This window comes from Microbacterium deminutum, from assembly GCF_039530205.1.
Taxonomy (GTDB): Bacteria; Actinomycetota; Actinomycetes; order Actinomycetales; family Microbacteriaceae; genus Microbacterium; species Microbacterium deminutum.
This window is the reverse complement of sequence record NZ_BAAAOG010000001.1, coordinates 262655-278182: the sequence shown is the minus strand read 5'-3', so window position 1 is coordinate 278182 and position 15528 is coordinate 262655. Positions and strand designations below refer to the sequence as shown.

Below are 15528 nucleotides of genomic sequence, written 5' to 3'. Positions count from 1 at the left end.
CGTGACACGGCAACGCGACGTCTTCGCCGTCGGGCGGGGACAGTACGAGAACATCGGCGACATCATCCTCCGCAGGCCCCTCCTCAACTGGGCGCGGGCCGCCGGCCGCCTGCACGTCTACGTCGGAAACGCCCCGGAGGGATACGACGAAGGCCTGGGCCTGAGACATGGGGATGTCGTCTACCGCTCCTTCCGGCAGTGGTACGCAGCTCTGCTGAAGTCCGCGTGGCGCGGCAATGCGAGCTCGATCTACAAGCCCGGCGAGATCCAGTTGACCGTGGTCGGCATGAAGGAGCACTTGGCCATGCTTCCTGCCGCGGCGCTCGTGCGACTGCGGGGAGGCTCCGTCAGCAGGATCGGGGCGGGCGCACGCAACTTCTCCCGGTTGCCCCGCGCGATCATGTGGCCCTCGAATGCCCTGAGCTCGTACACCCGATGGCGTGACGACCGGACCGCCCGCTACCTCGGCTTCGGACCGCCGATGCCCGACCTCGGGTTCGAGGAGGGCATGACCGACGAGGCTCTCGCCGCAGCGGTCCACGACACGCACCGCGACGTGCTGGTCGTCTCGATGCGAAACGACGTGGAGGTCGCGCCGAGACCATACCCGCCGCAGGAGTGGTTCACGGGGATCGCGACCTTCGCGGAGCGCGAGGATCTCACCGTCTGGGTCGTCACTCAAGTGTCCGTCGACAACGACCGGTCGCGCCAACTGGCACGCGACCTCGGTGCCGAACTCCTCGAGTGGCCGGAGCTCAGCGACCATGCGGCCCAGGAGCAGCGACTGAGAGCGCTCTATCGCCATACCCGCGTCGTAGTGAGCGATCGCCTGCACGTCATCATCGCGGCCTTCACCGAGGGCGCCGCGCCGGCGGGGCTGCAGCTGGATGACGACGACAAGGTGTCGCGTCATTTCGCCACGATCGGCATCGATGGCGTGGCGATCAACACCAGCGCAATGGCCGCCGAGGATCTGGCGGGCGCGCTGGAGGAGATCGCGGCGGGAAGAGCAGAGAACCTGCGGCACCTCGTCGTCGCCCGGGAACGGCTGGATGCCGTGCGCGAAGAGCTCGCCGAGCTGCTCGCCGACGCACCGCACGCCGACGCCGCGGAAATGGTCGCCGTTGGCTGAGCAGCGTACCCACGTCTATCACGTCGGCCGGTCGGGAGACATCCCCGGCGGAATGACGCAGGTCATCAACGCCTACCTGGCATGGCCGTTTCCTCGAGTGGACGTCGACGTGATCGAGTCACGAGGCGATCCAGGCGATCACGTGGCCGCGGCGCGGGGATTCCTGCGTGCGTTGCGCCGGATCCGCGTCATCGCGCGATCGGGTGAGCGTGCCACGATCGTGGTCCATCTGAGCGAACGCGGATCCTTCCTTCGAGAGGGGTGGATCGCGCGCTACGCGGCACGCCTGGGGCTCCCTGTCGTGGCGCACCTGCACGGCAGCGAGTTCGCCGCGTTCGAGCGCCAGAACCCCGATATCGTGCGGAAGGTGCTGACCGCCAGCTCGCGCGTGATCAGCCTGAGCGACGAGACGAGCGCCATCTGCGCTCGCCATGTCGGCGAACAGAACGTCGAGCTCGTCCCCAACGCCATCCCGAGCGGTCGCCCTCGTGAGAAGGAGAAGCTCGTCGTCTTCGGCGGCGTGGTCTCGTACCGCAAGGGGATCGACGTGCTTCAGGAGGCGTGGCGCGAAGCCGAGCCCGCCGAGCCGTGGCGACTCGTCGTCGCGGGGCCGATCCGCGATCGACACCTCGTCGACGACGGCCTGCCCGGCGCCGAGTTCGTGGGCAGCCTCGACCACAGCGCCCTGATGGAGCTGCTCGACAAGGCGGAGGTCGCCGTCCTGCCCTCCCGGGATGAGGCGATGCCCATGTTCATCCTCGAGGCCATGGCCCGTCGAGCCTGCGTGATCTCGACGGCGGTCGGAGGAATACCCGCCGTGCTGTCCGACGGCTGCGGAATCCTCGTCGCGCCCGCCTCCGTCGATGACCTCCTCGTCGCGTTGAAGCGCGCGATGTCCGCCGAGGACGAGCGGCGCCGGATCGCCGACGCAGGCTTCGCGCGATTCGCCTCCCGCTTCTCGGCGACCGCCGTCTACCCCCGCGTCGAGTCGATCTGGATCGATGCGCAGCGGGGACCGATCCCTTCGGCGGCCCTTCATGCCTCCCCGGTGTCCTGATGTGCCGATTCCCGTGCCGATGCCGCACCTGGTCTGTCGCGCGAGGCAATCCTCGCGACCAATTCCGGTAACACTCTTCTGATAGGAAGAGAGTTCGATCCGTCGCGCCACATGAGGAGCAGTATGCGTCTGTCAGTCATCGGTTGTGGGTACCTCGGTGCCGTGCACGCCGCCGCCATGGCCTCGATCGGCCACGATGTGGTCGGCATCGACGTCGATGTGCGGAAGATCGCGTCGCTTGCGCAGGGACGGGCACCGTTCTTCGAGCCGGGGCTGGAAGAGATCCTCACGCAGGGCATCGAGTCAGGCCGCCTGAGCTTCACCACCGACATGGCGCAGGCCGCCGGCGCCGCCGTGCACTTCATCGGCGTCGGGACCCCGCAGCAGGCGGGCGGATATGCCGCCGATCTCACCTACGTGAATGCCGCCGTCGACGGCCTGCTCCCCTATCTCTCCGAGGGCGACATCGTCGCGGGCAAGTCGACGGTTCCCGTCGGGACGGCCGCGACCCTGGCGCCCCGGGTGCACGAAGCCGGCGCGACGCTGGTGTGGAACCCGGAGTTCCTCCGCGAGGGCTGGGCCGTGCAGGACACCATCGATCCGGATCGCCTCGTCGCCGGGGTGCCATCCGGATCGAAGGGGGACCGGGCCGCGGACGTGCTGCGCGAGGTCTACCACCCCTCGGTGGCGAAAGAGACGCCCTTCATCGTGACGGACTACGCGACCGCGGAGCTCGTCAAGGTCGCGGCGAACGCCTTCCTCGCCACGAAGATCTCCTTCATCAATGCGATGGCGGAGATCGCCGAGGTCACCGGAGCCGACGTGACCCAGCTCGCCGACGCCATCGGCCACGACGCTCGCATCGGACGCCGCTTCCTCGGCGCAGGCATCGGCTTCGGAGGGGGATGCCTCCCCAAGGACATCCGCGCGTTCTCGGCCCGTGCCGAGGAACTCGGTCGCGGCGAGTCGGTGGCCTTCCTGCGCGAGATGGACGCCATCAACCTCCGGCGCCGCGATCGCGCCGTGGAGCTGGTCGTGAACGCGCTGGGCGGTTCGGTGTTCAAGAAGAACATCACGGTGCTCGGCGCGGCGTTCAAGCCCCACTCCGACGACATCCGCGACTCTCCCGCGCTCGACGTCGCCGTGCGCCTGCACGGTCTGGGGGCGTGGGTGACGATCACCGACCCTGCCGCGATCGAGAATGCCCGCCGCATCCACCCGCAGCTGGCGTACGTGGAAGACCGTGACGAGGCGCTCCGTGGAGCGGATGTCGTGGTCGTCGTGACCGAGTGGGACGAGTATCGGCACCAGCTGTCGCCCCACCACGCCGCGGGACTCGTCAATGGGCGCATCATCGTCGACGGAAGGAACTGCCTCGACGCATCCGCGTGGCGAGGCGCCGGCTGGACGTACTACGGCATGGGAAGGCCCTAACACGTCTCCCCCCGAATCGAGGACAGCCATGGCGAACTTGGGAATCGTCGGTGGCCGCAAGTTCGAGATTCCGTCTCTGAACGGAATCCGCGCCCTTGCGATCCTTCTCGTCGTCTGGGGGCACGCCGAACTCCCGTACCGGCTCATCCGGGAGTCGACGGGTGTCACGATCTTCTTCTTCCTCAGCGGCTACCTGATCACCACGCTCCTGCGGCGCGAATACGACGCGATGGACCGGATCTCGATCAAGGACTTCTATCTGCGCCGCTTCTTCCGGATCTTCCCTCCGCTGTATCTCGTGCTGATCGTCGCCGTGGCATTGTCTCTCGCAGGCGCCATCGCGAACCGGATGACCGCACTCGGTGCGGTCTCCACGTTCACGTTCTGGACCAATTACTACATCATCTGGGCGGGCCGGGCGGGGCTCCCCGGCGGGATGAACGCGCTCTGGTCGCTCGCCGTGGAGGAGCACTTCTATCTGATCTTCCCGCTGCTGTACGTCGCCCTCCGCCGCTGGGTGCCGCGGCGTTGGATGCAGGCCGCGATCCTGGTCGCCCTGTGCACGGCGATCATGGTGTGGCGCGTGTATCTCCTCTCTCAGGGCGCCGGCTACGACCGGATCTATCTCGCCACCGACACCCGGGCGGACGCGATCCTGTGGGGGTCCGTGCTCGCGATCGCCGCGAACCCGGCGTACGGCGAGGTGCGGACTCCGAGGCGCCGCTGGCTGCTGACCCCGATCCTCCTCGGCGGGGTGGCGGTCGTGTACTTCGTGAGCCGCTGGCCCGATACGCTCGGGATGACGATCGGCTACACGATCCAGAGCATCGCGCTCGCGGCGGTCTTCGTTCCGTTGATCCTGATGCCACGATCCGTCATCGGCCGATTGTTCAACCTTCGGGCCGTCGTCTGGGTGGGGATCGCCTCGTATTCCATCTACCTGATCCACCGCCCCGCCTTGATCATCGCCGAGACGTCCATCAGCGCGCCGGTGGTGACCACCGCGACCATCGGCATCGCGGCGACCGTTCTCGCATCGTGGGCGATCCTCGTGTTCGTGGATCGGCCCTTCGCCCGGCTCCGGCGCCGGCTGAATCGCGCGGGCGAGACGGAGAACACCGGTGACCCAGACAACGCGGACACGGAGAACACCGGTGACCCGGACAGCACGGGCACGGCGAACGCCGGTGACACCGCGAACACGGGTGAACGACACAACGACGAACGCGCATAAGCCGGGCCGGGCACGGCCACGCCGTGGGGCGAGGCTGGGTATCCCCTCAGCATCCGCTTTCGCCTCTCCGGGCTCCGCCCGCCCGTTCTAGGCTGGTCGCGACATGAAGGTCATCTCCTACAACCTGCGCAAGCACCGGGCAGCCACCGAGCTCGCCGGCCTGGCGGAGCGCCATGCGCCCGACATCCTCTGCCTGCAGGAGTGCGACACCAACGACCTGCCGGAAAGCTTCGCCGGGCTGCGGCTCGCGGAAGCGACCCAGGGCAATCGGCTGGGGCTCGCACTGTATTACCGCGAGAGCACATATCACGCCCTGCAGGTGCGGGCCATCGCACTGAAGAAGTCTCTGCACGATCGCGTTCTCAAGCCTGCCCACGAACGCATGCTCGGCGCGCTGCTGCACGACATCGACGCGAACCGCGACCTCATCGTGGCCTCGTTCCACGCGGCGCCGCTGACCGCACTCAACTCGCTGCGGCGCCATCAGATCCGCTCCGCGCTTCACGAGCTGGAGCAGCTCGGTCCGGGCCTCCCGGCGCTCATGGTCGGCGACTACAACTATCCGGTCTTCAAGGAGCACCTGAGCCAGAAGGTCCGGGACCAGGGGTACGAGCTCACCCTGAGCGATGCGCGCACCTATACGCGCTACCGGTTCTTCCGCGGACACTACGACCTCGCAACCTCCGTCGGCTTCGACATCGCGCGCGTCACCACGCTGCCGCAGGGCCGTTCGGACCATCTGCCGATCATGATCGATGCCGAGCCCGCGCCGGTACGCGTCGCGCAGGCCTGAACAGCGCCTCCCACGCCTGCGAACCCGGACGGTGCGAGGGCCCGGCTCAGCCAGGCACGGTCAGTCGGCGATCCGCCGCGCGCGCGTCTGCTCGGCGCGACCTGCCAGCAGCTCGTCGGCCGGGTAGCCCACGTCGGTGAGCGTCAGCCCTCGAGCGGCGAGCACCTTCACCTCGGGTATCCGTTCGCGCGAGTCGCGGATGTCGATGAGATCCTCGGCGTCCAGCCGCCCTTCGCCGACGGCGACGCACGCGCCGACGAGCGCGCGCACCATGCTGTGGCAGAACGCGTCGGCCTTGACGTTCGCGACCAGCACGCCTTCGGCGTCGCGGCGCCAGTCGAACTCGAGGAGCGTGCGGATGGTGGTGGCCTCGTCGCGCGGCTTGCAGTAGGCGGCGAAGTCGTGGAGTCCGATGAGCGTACGGGCCGCGGCATCCATCACCGTCTCGTCGAGCGTCGCGCGGACGTTGGTCGTGCGATGCCGTTCCAGCGGATCGTACCCGGACCGGCGATCGGCGACGCGGTACGCGTAGCGGCGCCACACCGCCGAGAACCGCGCGTCGAACCCCTCGGGGGCGACGGACGACCGGCGCACGGCGACGTCGGGGTACGCGCCGACGACGCCGGAGATCCGGGGCGCCAGGGCGCCGGCGTGTCCGAGAGCCGAGCCGGGCTCCTCCCCTGCTCGCGCGCGCGGACGGCGGGCCGTGAGCCGCTGCTGCTGGGCTTCGTCCAGATCGAGGTGGGCGACCTGTCCGGTCGCGTGCACGCCGGCATCCGTGCGTCCCGCCACAACGAGCCTCGGGTCTCCGCCGAGCACCCGCGCGATCGCGTCCTCGAGTGTGCCCTGCACGGTGCGCAGCCCCGGCTGGCGCGCCCACCCGCGGAAATGCGTCCCGTCATAGGCGATGTCGAGCCGGATGCGCACCGCCCCAGCCTATTGCCGCTGCATCCGTCATCCCGCGGACCGCGCGCTGCGTCAGCGCCGGCGCCGCGGCTCAGCCGAGCATCTGGCGGCCGAACGGCAGCTGCTCGCCGACGGCATGGAGGGCGATCCGCGCCTGCTGGACGCGGTTCTCGCTCTCGCGCACGAGCTCGCGGGCGACCACCGGGTGCGATCGGACGATGTCGTCGAGGATGTTGATCGGCAGCACGACCACGTCGACCTCGCTCGTCGCGATGGCCCGCGAGATCGTCGGAGTGCGCGAGAGGGCGGTGATGCCGATGGCGTCGTCGGTGCTCAGCTTCGCCACCTGCACGAAACCCTGATCCTCCGTCGGGATGCCGAGCACCACCGTGCCGCTCAGCACGAACCGGGTAACGGCGGGCACCGTGCCGGGGCGCAGGATCGACTCTCCTGCGCAGTACCGTTCCAGGCGGGCGTCGGCGGCCAGCGCATCGGTCTCGCCCGGTTTGAGGCTCAGTGCCGGGGCGATCTGCCGCAGCGCATCCTGCAACCGGGCCGGTGTTCGCCAGTCGTCGGTGACATCGCCGTCCAGGTGCAGGTCGGTGCGCCGCGAGGCGTACCAGAGCCGGGTGAGGAAGATGTCGATCACGGCATCGGCGTCGCCCGGATTCTGCAGAGGTATCGAGACCGAGTACTTGGCGGCGGGGTGGCTGGTCGCGGCGGGCTCGCGCAGCGGCGAGACCAGCGGGATGTCGCGCGCGACCTGAAGGAGCAGGTCGCGGACCTTCCCCGGCGGGTCGTCGGTGCCGAACTCGACCTCGGCTGTTGCCGCGTACGGTTCGGGGCTGCGCGACAGGTTGGTGAACGCGCCGCCCGCGAGATGGGCCGTCGGCATGACCAGGATGCCGTTGCCGGTGTCGAGATGGATCGCGCGCCAGTTCACCTCGACGATCTGGCCGCGGACTCCCCCCGTGTCGATCCAGTCGCCGAGTTCGAAGGGCGCCTCGAAGATGAGGAAGAGCCCCGACACGATCGACCCGACCGCGTTCTGAAGCGCCAGGCCGACGATGATCGAGGTGACGCCGAGCGCCGCGAAGACGCCGGCGACGTCGGCATCCCAGACCCACCAGAACATCAGCGCGATGCCCACGACGATGAGGGCGAAGCGGATGAGGTCGCTGAAGATCGCCGGGAACCGGTCGCGCCACGAACCCTTCTCGCCGCGATGGAACACGAGGTGGTTGATCGCGTTGATGACCACCACGATCACGAGCAGGCCGAAGACCGTCGCGATGACCTTCGGCCAGGTCCCCTGCTCCTTCCACGCTCCCGGCTGCGTGATGAGAAGGAGGATGGCAGCGACGGGGACGAGGTAGTTGCGCACCATCAGGATGATCGGCGCCGCGCGGCTGCCGCGACGGGCGAGCGAGTTGTAGAACTCGGTCAGGCCGATCAGCAGCAGCGGCAGTCCCACCGAGACGATGACAGCGGGCCAGAACCACGGCTGCGAGACGATGTCCGCCATGAGGATGCCTCAGCCCTCGACGACCGGGACCGGGGCGTCGACCTTCCAGACCCGCTGGGCGCCGTTCTGGGTCTGGATCTCGCCGACCGGCTTGATCGAAACCGACTCGGGCAGCCGGTCGGCCACCCGCTGCGTGATGTAGATGCCGGGCTCGTTGGAGTCGCCCTGGACGCGGAACGCGAGGTTGACGGCATCCCCCCACATGTCGTACACGACGCGGGCACGACCGATCAGTCCGCTCGTGACCTTGCCCGAGTCGAGGCCCGCGCGAAGGCCCAGCTGCACCCCCTGGTGGGTGGAGTACCGCTCGAGGATCTTCTCCAGCTCCATCGCGAAATCCACCGCGCGGCGCGCGTTGTCGACGCGCGGGGTCGCCAGCCCGCAGCTCGCCAGGTAGCTCTGGCGGGTCGTCCGCACACGCTCGACGCCGTGGCGCTCGGCCGCTTCGTCGAAGATGCGCACCAGGTCGTTGAGTCGTGCGACGGCGTCCTCGGAAGACATCGACAAGGCGAGCTCTTCGAACCCCACGATGTCGGCGAAGATCACCGTGACGTCGTCGCTGTCCTGCGTGATCGCCTCGTCGCCGTGCTTGTAGCGGCTGGCGATGCCCTCCGGCATGAACGACAGCATCAGCTGCTCGTTCGCCTTCGCCTGCTCGTCGATGAGGTGCGACTTGATCTCGAGGCTCCGGCTCATGTCGTTGAAGGCGTTCGCGACGTCGGCGAGCTCGTCGCTGGATCCGGCATCCACCTGCACGCCTTCTTCGCCGGCGGCGATCCGCTGCGCGGCCGACTTGAGTCGCCGGAGCGGCCGGACGAAGATCTGCGCGAGCACGAGCGAGAGCAGGCAGACGAAGATGATCATGGCCGCGGTGGAGAGGATCAGGTTGCGGGTGAAGTCCTCGACCGGCACGAGCGCCTCGGCGGACGTCTCCTGCGCGACGATGACCCAGTTCAGTCCGTCGACGTTCAGCGGGGCGTAGGCCGTAAGGCTGTCGCGACCGAGGTAGTCGCGCTCCAGCAGCGTTCCGTCCTGACCGGCGAGCGCCCGCGTGACCGCGTCACCCGAGATCGCCTGCTGCATGAGGGTGTCGCCGTTGTGGACGCTCAGCGCCGCGGCCGCCGGCGCGAGGCCCGCGTTCACGGCATCCTTCTGGTACGCCGTCGGGTCCTCTTCCAGCCGGCGCGAGATCGACCGCATGAGTCCGTCGTGGCCGACGAGGTAGGTCTCACCCGTGCGTCCGAGCCCGTTGGCATCCCACTCGCCGCCGACGGTCATCACCTCGTTGACCCGGTCGATCGGCAGTTCGATCGCCAGCGCCCCGATCACCTCGCCGCCGTCGGCGATCGGGGTGACGGCCCACCCTGCGGGCGTGCCGAGGCTCGGATAGTACGGCGCGAAGTCCGCGATCACGACGTCGCCGACGACGTTCTGATCCATCGCACTGCGGTACGCCTGGGCGAGGTTCGACAGCTTGTAGGGCCCATCGAACAGATTCGTGCCGAGGTCGACGCCCTTGTACGCCGAGTAGACGACGTTGCCTGCCGTGTCGAGCACGAGGACGTCTTCGAACTGCTGAAGCTGCGTCATCGACCGGAAGTAGGCGTGGTACCTCGCATGCGCCTGCGACCACGCGCTGCCATCCCCCGCGTCGGCGGTCTTGATCGCGTCCTCCCAGCTCTTGTAGGGGATCACGTAGTTGTACTGCAGATACGCCTGAGCGCCATCGCGAGGGGAGAAGGTGGACCCGTCGACATCCTTTCCGGTCGCCGCCGACAGGTCAGCAGCGAACGTGTCGTGATAGTACGCGTCGAGCGCAGCCGCCTGCGCGGGAGTCGGATGCCGGCGCTGGAGTTCGTCGAATCCCGCGGTGAACGCGCGCACCGCCTGCTTGCTCGTCTCGTTCATGGCGCCGAGCCGCACCGCGTTCTCGATCGTCGCGAACAGCTGGGAGACCTCGCGGCTGCGGTTCTCGCGGATCTCGACGAGGCGCTGGTAGGCGATCGAGCGGAGCGCCTCGGTGCCGTTGACGTAGCCGATGATCCCGACGACGATGCTGGAGAGCACGCTGACCGACAGCAGCATGATGAGCAGGATGGAGTAGATCGACAGCCCCGCACGAGAGCGCGGGCGCGGCCTGCCCACCCACTCGGTGGGTGCCGGTGCCGGCGTGGTCGACTCGGACAATCTGCCGCTCCTCAGGTGCGCCGCCGTGGCGCAGCAAGAACCCCAGGGCCTCGCCGCGGCGAGGTTGCGCCCAGACTAGCGCCGGGCGCATTCGGAAGGAACCGTCGGGCACACGTGCCTGTGCCCGCGCCCGGGCGCCGGCGCCCCTGATCCCGCAGCGCGCGGCGTCGCCCGCAGACGCGCGAGACCCGCGGGCCCCTCAGGGCTCGCGGGTCTCGTGGTGCAAGGATGGCCGGGCACGGATGCCGCGACCTGGCCGGGCAGCGACGCCCGGCCGTCCGATTACTCGGACTTCTCGCCGGGGGGGGTCTCGACGGCGTCCTCCGCCGCGGCCTCGGCGGCAGCGCCCTCTTCCTGCGACTCGGCACCGGCGGCCGGAGCCTCGTCTGCCGGAGCCTCGTCTGCCGCAGCCTCTTCGACCGCGGGCTCGTCGGCCTCGACCGGCTCGTCGGCCTCGACCGGCGCCTCCTCGACGACGACGGGAGCGGCATCCGCCTTCGCCGACGTCTTCTTGACCGAAGGCTTCTTCGTCACCGGCTCGAGCACGAGCTCGATGACCGCCATGGGCGCGTTGTCGCCCTTGCGGTTGCCGACCTTCGTGATGCGGGTGTAGCCGCCCTCACGGTCGGCGACCAGCGGGGCGATCTCGGTGAAGAGGACGTGCACGACCTCCTTGTCGCCGATCACCGACAGTACGCGACGGCGCGCGTGCAGGTCGCCGCGCTTGGCGAACGTGACGAGCCGCTCGGCGAGCGGACGCAGGCGCTTGGCCTTCGTCTCGGTCGTCTTGATCGACTTGTGCGTGAACAGCGCGGCGGCGAGGTTCGCAAGCAGCAGGCGCTCGTGGGCGGGACCGCCGCCGAGGCGGGGACCCTTCGTGGGCTTGGGCATGTCTCAGTTACTCCAGGGTGAAATCGGGTCGGGGAGGCGCGCCGCTGTCATGAACCGACGGTCGCGACTGTGGGACGCAGTTCAGACGGTCTCGTCGTCGTAGCCGCCGTAGAAGTGCGCACCGTCGAACCCGGGAACCGAGTCCTTCAGCGACAGACCGAGCGAGACGAGCTTGTCGCGCACCTCATCGACCGACTTCTGACCGAAGTTGCGGATGTTCATGAGCTGCGTCTCCGAAAGGGCGACCAGCTCGCTGACGGTGTTGATGCCCTCGCGCTTGAGGCAGTTGTACGAGCGCACCGACAGGTCGAGGTCCTCGATCGGCATCGACAGCTCGTTCGAGAGCACGGTCTCGACCGGTGCCGGGCCGATCTCGATGCCCTCGGCCTCGACGTTGAGCTCGCGGGCCAGGCCGAACAGCTCGGTCAGCGTGCGACCGGCAGAGGCGACGGCGTCGCGCGGGGCGATCGAGGACTTGCTCTCGACATCCAGCACGAGCTTGTCGAAGTCGGTGCGCTCACCTGCACGGGTGGCGTCGACTCGGTAGCTGACCTTGAGCACCGGCGAATAGATCGAGTCGATCGGGATCTGACCGGCCTCGGCGTACTCGTTGCGGTTCTGCGTCGCAGAGACGTAGCCGCGGCCACGCTCGATCGTCAGCTCCAGCTCGAACTTCGCCGAGTCGTTGAGCGTCGCGATGACGAGCTCGGGGTTGTGCACCTCGACACCGGCCGGAGCCGAGATGTCGGCGGCCGTGACCTCACCCGCACCGGTCTTGCGCAGGTACGCTGTGATGGGCTCGTCGCGCTCGCTCGAGACGACGAGCTGCTTGATGTTCAGGATGATCTCGGTGACATCCTCCTTGACACCGGGAATGGTGCTGAACTCGTGGAGGACGCCGTCGATGCGGATGCTCGTGACGGCCGCGCCGGGAATCGAGGACAGGAGGCTGCGACGCAGCGCGTTGCCGATCGTGTAGCCGAAGCCAGGCTCCAGCGGCTCGATGACGAAGCGGCTGCGGAACTCCCCGATCTTGTCCTCGGTCAGAGTGGGACGCTGTGCGATGAGCACTATGTGTTCCTTTCAGTCAAGTGCCCGCTATTTGACACTTGCAGTGGGTGAGGTGTGTTGAGTTTTGTTCAGGGATGCCGCGGGCCGCGGCATCCGCCAATTGAAAAGTCCGACGCGCTCAGGACCGGCAGACGCGTCCCCGGTCCTGAGCGGCGTCGAAAGGGTCAGACGCGGCGGCGCTTCGGAGGACGGCAGCCGTTGTGGGCCTGCGGCGTGACGTCGCTGATCGAGCCGACCTCGAGGCCGGCGGCCTGAAGCGAGCGGATCGCGGTCTCGCGGCCGGAGCCCGGGCCCTTCACGAAGACGTCGACCTTCTTGACGCCGTGCTCCTGCGCCTGGCGGGCAGCGGACTCCGCGGCCATGCCGGCGGCGTACGGCGTCGACTTGCGCGAGCCCTTGAAGCCCACGCCACCCGACGATGCCCAGCTGATGACAGCCCCGGACGGGTCGGTGATCGACACGATCGTGTTGTTGAACGTCGACTTGATGTGGGCGTGGCCCAGCGCGATGTTCTTCTTCTCCTTGCGGCGCGGCTTGCGCGCGGCGGTCTTGGCCTGTGCCATGAGTTCTCTCTCCTAAACCTTCCGGGCCCGCGTTACTTGCGGCCGGCCTTCTTCTTGCCGGCGACGGTGCGCTTCGGGCCCTTGCGGGTGCGCGCGTTCGTCTTGGTGCGCTGACCGCGCACGGGGAGGCCACGACGGTGACGCAGGCCCTCGTAGGAGCCGATCTCGACCTTGCGGCGGATGTCGGCGGCGACCTCGCGGCGGAGATCACCCTCGACCTTGTAGTTGCCCTCGATGTAGTCGCGGAGGGCGATGAGCTGGTCGTCGCTCAGGTCCTTGACGCGGAGGTTCTCGTCGATCTCCGTCGCGGTGAGGATCTCGTTCGAGCGGGTACGGCCGACGCCGTAGATGTAGGTAAGGGCGATCACCACGCGCTTGTCGCGCGGGATGTCAACGCCGGCAAGACGTGCCATGCGGCTCTCCTAGGAGTTGGTGGAGGTGTGGAGCAGGATCGGTGCCCGGGCCTCCAGCCCGAGGTGTCCCCCTTGCGGGTTCTGATCCTGCCTTTTCAGTGACCGTTTCCGGTCGTTGAGCGAGCGAAGCGAGACGTGATCGCCGCTCCGTCGACCTTCCGGTCGTTGAGCGAGCGAAGCGAGACGTAGCGCCTCTCGCGATATTGAGTTGTACGTTCCTGAGATTCGACTCGGCGGCTGCGCCGCCTCGCTCAACCCTGGCGCTGCTTGTGGCGCGGGTTGGCCTTGCAGATCACCATCACGCGACCGTGACGGCGGATCACCTTGCAGTGGTCGCAGATGGGCTTGACGCTGGGGTTGACCTTCATGATTTCCTGTTTCGCTGTCTTCGCCGGGCAGGCGATATCGCCTGGGGCGTTACTTCTCGACCGGTCTAGCGGTAGCGGTAGACGATGCGGCCGCGGGTCAGATCGTAGGGGCTGAGCTCCACGACGACGCGGTCTTCGGGAATGATGCGGATGTAGTTCTGCCGCATCTTGCCTGAGATCGTGGCGAGCACCTTGTGGCCGTTGGTGAGCTCAACGCGGAACATCGCATTGGGCAGAGCCTCGGACACCGTGCCCTCGATCTCGATGACACCGTCTTTCTTCGCCATACACTCGCTAACGCTTGTGCAGACCGGTCGGTCTGCGGTTGATGGGGGTTTCGGTGCTCGGACACGCCGATGAAGGCGCGACGCACCAAGGATCAATCATACGTGATCTAGGATGCCTCGGCAAACCGGGCCCGGGTATGCATCAGCCTGCGGTTTGCTCGACGCGCCGCCACCGCCTTCGCTGAGAAACCACATCCGCCACGAGACCTCATGCGACGCTCGATTTCTCGGCGAGCATGTGGTTTCTGGGCGGAGATGAGGTTTCTCGGCGGGCGGCGGGGTGGTTTCTGGGCGGGGATGAGGCTTCTCGGCGGGCTGCTGGGGTGGTTCTGGCGGAGGGGTGGGTGGTTCTAGCGGAGGGGTGGGTGGTTCTAGCGGAGGGGTGGGTGGTTCTAGCGGAGGGGTGGGTGGTTCTAGCGGAGGGGTGGGTGGTTCTGGCGGAGGGGTGGGTGGTTCTGGCGGAGGGGTGGGTGGTTCTGGCGGAGGGGTGGGTGGTTTCTCGGCGGGTGGGTGGTTCCTGGGCGAAGCGGTTGCGCAGAAGGCGCCTAACGGTTGCGGCTCCTCCCCAACGGTGGGGCTCAGACATCCATCGACAGAGTCGGGGCTCGTGATACGGCGGGATGCCGGTGGGAGCACCATGAACAGATGCCCGTGATGCCGATGGGACAGGTGAGACCCTCGCCCGTGGACCTCCTGCTCGTCGCGGACGTACCGCTGACCGGCCAGCGCCTTCGCGACGGTCCCCGCTATGCCCGCGTTCGCGCCGGCGTGTACGCGCCGCACTCCACGTGGCAGGCACTCGCGCCGTGGGACCGCTACCTCGCCCGAGTTCATGCGTATGCGCTTGTCAATTCCGATGCCGTCTTCTCACACGAGTCGTCTGCCGCGTTGATGGGGCTTCCGATCTTCGGCGAACCGCGCGACATCCATATCCACGATCCGGATCGGGCGAGGTCGCGACGATTCGGCGATGTCTGCGTCCACACCAGCGTCGACCCGCCCGTGACCGAGCGCCGCGGGTTCGCTCACACCACCTCGGCGGCGCAGACCGCCGTGGACTTGATGCGGGTGCTGCCTCCGGCATTCGCGCTTGCCGTCGCCGATGCGGCGATCTCGCCGTTCCAGGGCGGCACGAACACGATCGACGATCTCCGGGCGATCGCGGCAGTGGAGTCCGATCGCCGTGGCCGTGGGCAGCTGGCAGTGCTCTGGCCTCTCGTCGATGCGCGTGCCGAGTCGGTCGGCGAGTCGGTGAGCCGCGCCGTGATGCTCTGGGCCGGCTTCGAGGAACCCGAGCTCCAAGTCGAGATCGTTTCAGAAGGATGCCGCGATCGCGTCGACTTCGGATGGCGCACCGTGCGCGCACTGGGTGAATCCGACGGCTATGAGAAGTACCGCGGCGAGTCCGCGGACGACACGGTCGCGCGCGTCATCGACGAGAAGCGTCGCGAAGACAGACTTCGCCGCGAGTGTCGCGCCTTCGGCAGGTGGGACTGGTCGGCCGCCGTCGCCGTCAAGCCGCTTACGGATCGACTCGACAGCATGGGGGTTCCCCGCATGCGGCCGCAGCGCCCCGCACTGCTCGCGACCCTCGGCACCAACCCGCGGTCGGCCCCGTCCGCGAGAAACCGCAAACCCGCCGACACCTCGTCGACCGCGTGATGTCC

At 68.1% G+C, this 15528-nt stretch carries 15 protein-coding genes; 6 read left to right on the top strand and 9 right to left on the bottom strand.

Annotation, left to right across the window (positions count from 1 at the left end):
* Position 1 precedes the first annotated feature (1 nt).
* The 5 genes from ABD212_RS01230 to ABD212_RS01210 all read left to right on the top strand — a co-directional run bounded on the left by ABD212_RS01230 (position 2) and on the right by ABD212_RS01210 (position 5650).
* A complete protein-coding gene (locus ABD212_RS01230; RefSeq protein ID WP_344090358.1) occupies positions 2–1132 on the top strand; it encodes a hypothetical protein in 1131 nt (376 codons plus the stop codon).
* Positions 1125–2189 (top strand): glycosyltransferase family 4 protein, encoded by a 1065-nt coding sequence (locus ABD212_RS01225; protein ID WP_344090357.1) that lies wholly within the window; start codon positions 1125–1127, stop codon positions 2187–2189. Before ABD212_RS01230 ends, ABD212_RS01225 begins: the two co-directional genes overlap by 8 nt.
* 123 nt (positions 2190–2312) lie before the next feature.
* A complete protein-coding gene (locus ABD212_RS01220) occupies positions 2313–3623 on the top strand; it encodes a UDP-glucose dehydrogenase family protein (protein WP_344090355.1) in 1311 nt (436 codons plus the stop codon).
* A 28-nt stretch (positions 3624–3651) separates the two neighbouring features.
* Positions 3652–4857, top strand: coding sequence for an acyltransferase family protein (locus ABD212_RS01215; protein ID WP_344090353.1), 1206 nt, complete (start codon positions 3652–3654; stop codon positions 4855–4857).
* Positions 4858–4960: 103 nt separating this feature from the next.
* Positions 4961–5650 carry an endonuclease/exonuclease/phosphatase family protein gene (locus tag ABD212_RS01210; RefSeq protein ID WP_344090351.1) on the top strand — a complete coding sequence of 230 codons (690 nt, stop codon included), beginning with the start codon at positions 4961–4963 and terminating at the stop codon, positions 5648–5650.
* Positions 5651–5710: 60 nt separating this feature from the next.
* Here the strand turns inward: ABD212_RS01210 and truA are convergent, their stop codons facing one another.
* From truA to infA, 9 genes are all read right to left on the bottom strand, one after another.
* Positions 5711–6577 carry a tRNA pseudouridine(38-40) synthase TruA gene (gene truA / locus ABD212_RS01205; protein WP_344090349.1) on the bottom strand — a complete coding sequence of 289 codons (867 nt, stop codon included), beginning with the start codon at positions 6575–6577 and terminating at the stop codon, positions 5711–5713.
* Positions 6578–6647: 70 nt separating this feature from the next.
* Positions 6648–8081, bottom strand: a complete 1434-nt coding sequence (locus tag ABD212_RS01200; protein ID WP_344090347.1) for a mechanosensitive ion channel domain-containing protein — start codon at positions 8079–8081, stop codon at positions 6648–6650.
* A 9-nt stretch (positions 8082–8090) separates the two neighbouring features.
* Entirely contained in the window at positions 8091–10268 is a 2178-nt protein-coding gene (locus ABD212_RS01195; protein WP_344090345.1) for an adenylate/guanylate cyclase domain-containing protein, read from the bottom strand.
* 282 nt (positions 10269–10550) lie between these two features.
* Positions 10551–11159, bottom strand: coding sequence for a 50S ribosomal protein L17 (gene rplQ, locus ABD212_RS01190; protein WP_344090343.1), 609 nt, complete (start codon positions 11157–11159; stop codon positions 10551–10553).
* An 81-nt stretch (positions 11160–11240) separates the two neighbouring features.
* A complete protein-coding gene (locus ABD212_RS01185) occupies positions 11241–12230 on the bottom strand; it encodes a DNA-directed RNA polymerase subunit alpha (RefSeq protein ID WP_344090341.1) in 990 nt (329 codons plus the stop codon).
* Between the two features lie 164 nt (positions 12231–12394).
* Positions 12395–12793, bottom strand: a complete 399-nt coding sequence (rpsK, locus tag ABD212_RS01180) for a 30S ribosomal protein S11 (RefSeq protein WP_179437262.1) — start codon at positions 12791–12793, stop codon at positions 12395–12397.
* A 32-nt stretch (positions 12794–12825) separates the two neighbouring features.
* Complete coding sequence (gene rpsM / locus ABD212_RS01175) at positions 12826–13206, bottom strand: 30S ribosomal protein S13 (RefSeq protein ID WP_344090338.1); 381 nt, start codon at positions 13204–13206, stop codon at positions 12826–12828.
* Positions 13207–13457: 251 nt separating this feature from the next.
* The gene (gene rpmJ / locus ABD212_RS01170; RefSeq protein WP_282836964.1) at positions 13458–13574 is read right to left on the bottom strand and encodes a 50S ribosomal protein L36; all 117 of its coding nucleotides are present in this window, start codon (positions 13572–13574) and stop codon (positions 13458–13460) included.
* 65 nt (positions 13575–13639) lie between these two features.
* The gene (gene infA / locus ABD212_RS01165; protein WP_013583992.1) at positions 13640–13861 is read right to left on the bottom strand and encodes a translation initiation factor IF-1; all 222 of its coding nucleotides are present in this window, start codon (positions 13859–13861) and stop codon (positions 13640–13642) included.
* Positions 13862–14506: 645 nt separating this feature from the next.
* Here infA and ABD212_RS01160 point away from each other — a divergent pair.
* Positions 14507–15523 (top strand): hypothetical protein, encoded by a 1017-nt coding sequence (locus tag ABD212_RS01160; RefSeq protein ID WP_344090335.1) that lies wholly within the window; start codon positions 14507–14509, stop codon positions 15521–15523.
* Positions 15524–15528 lie beyond the last annotated feature (5 nt).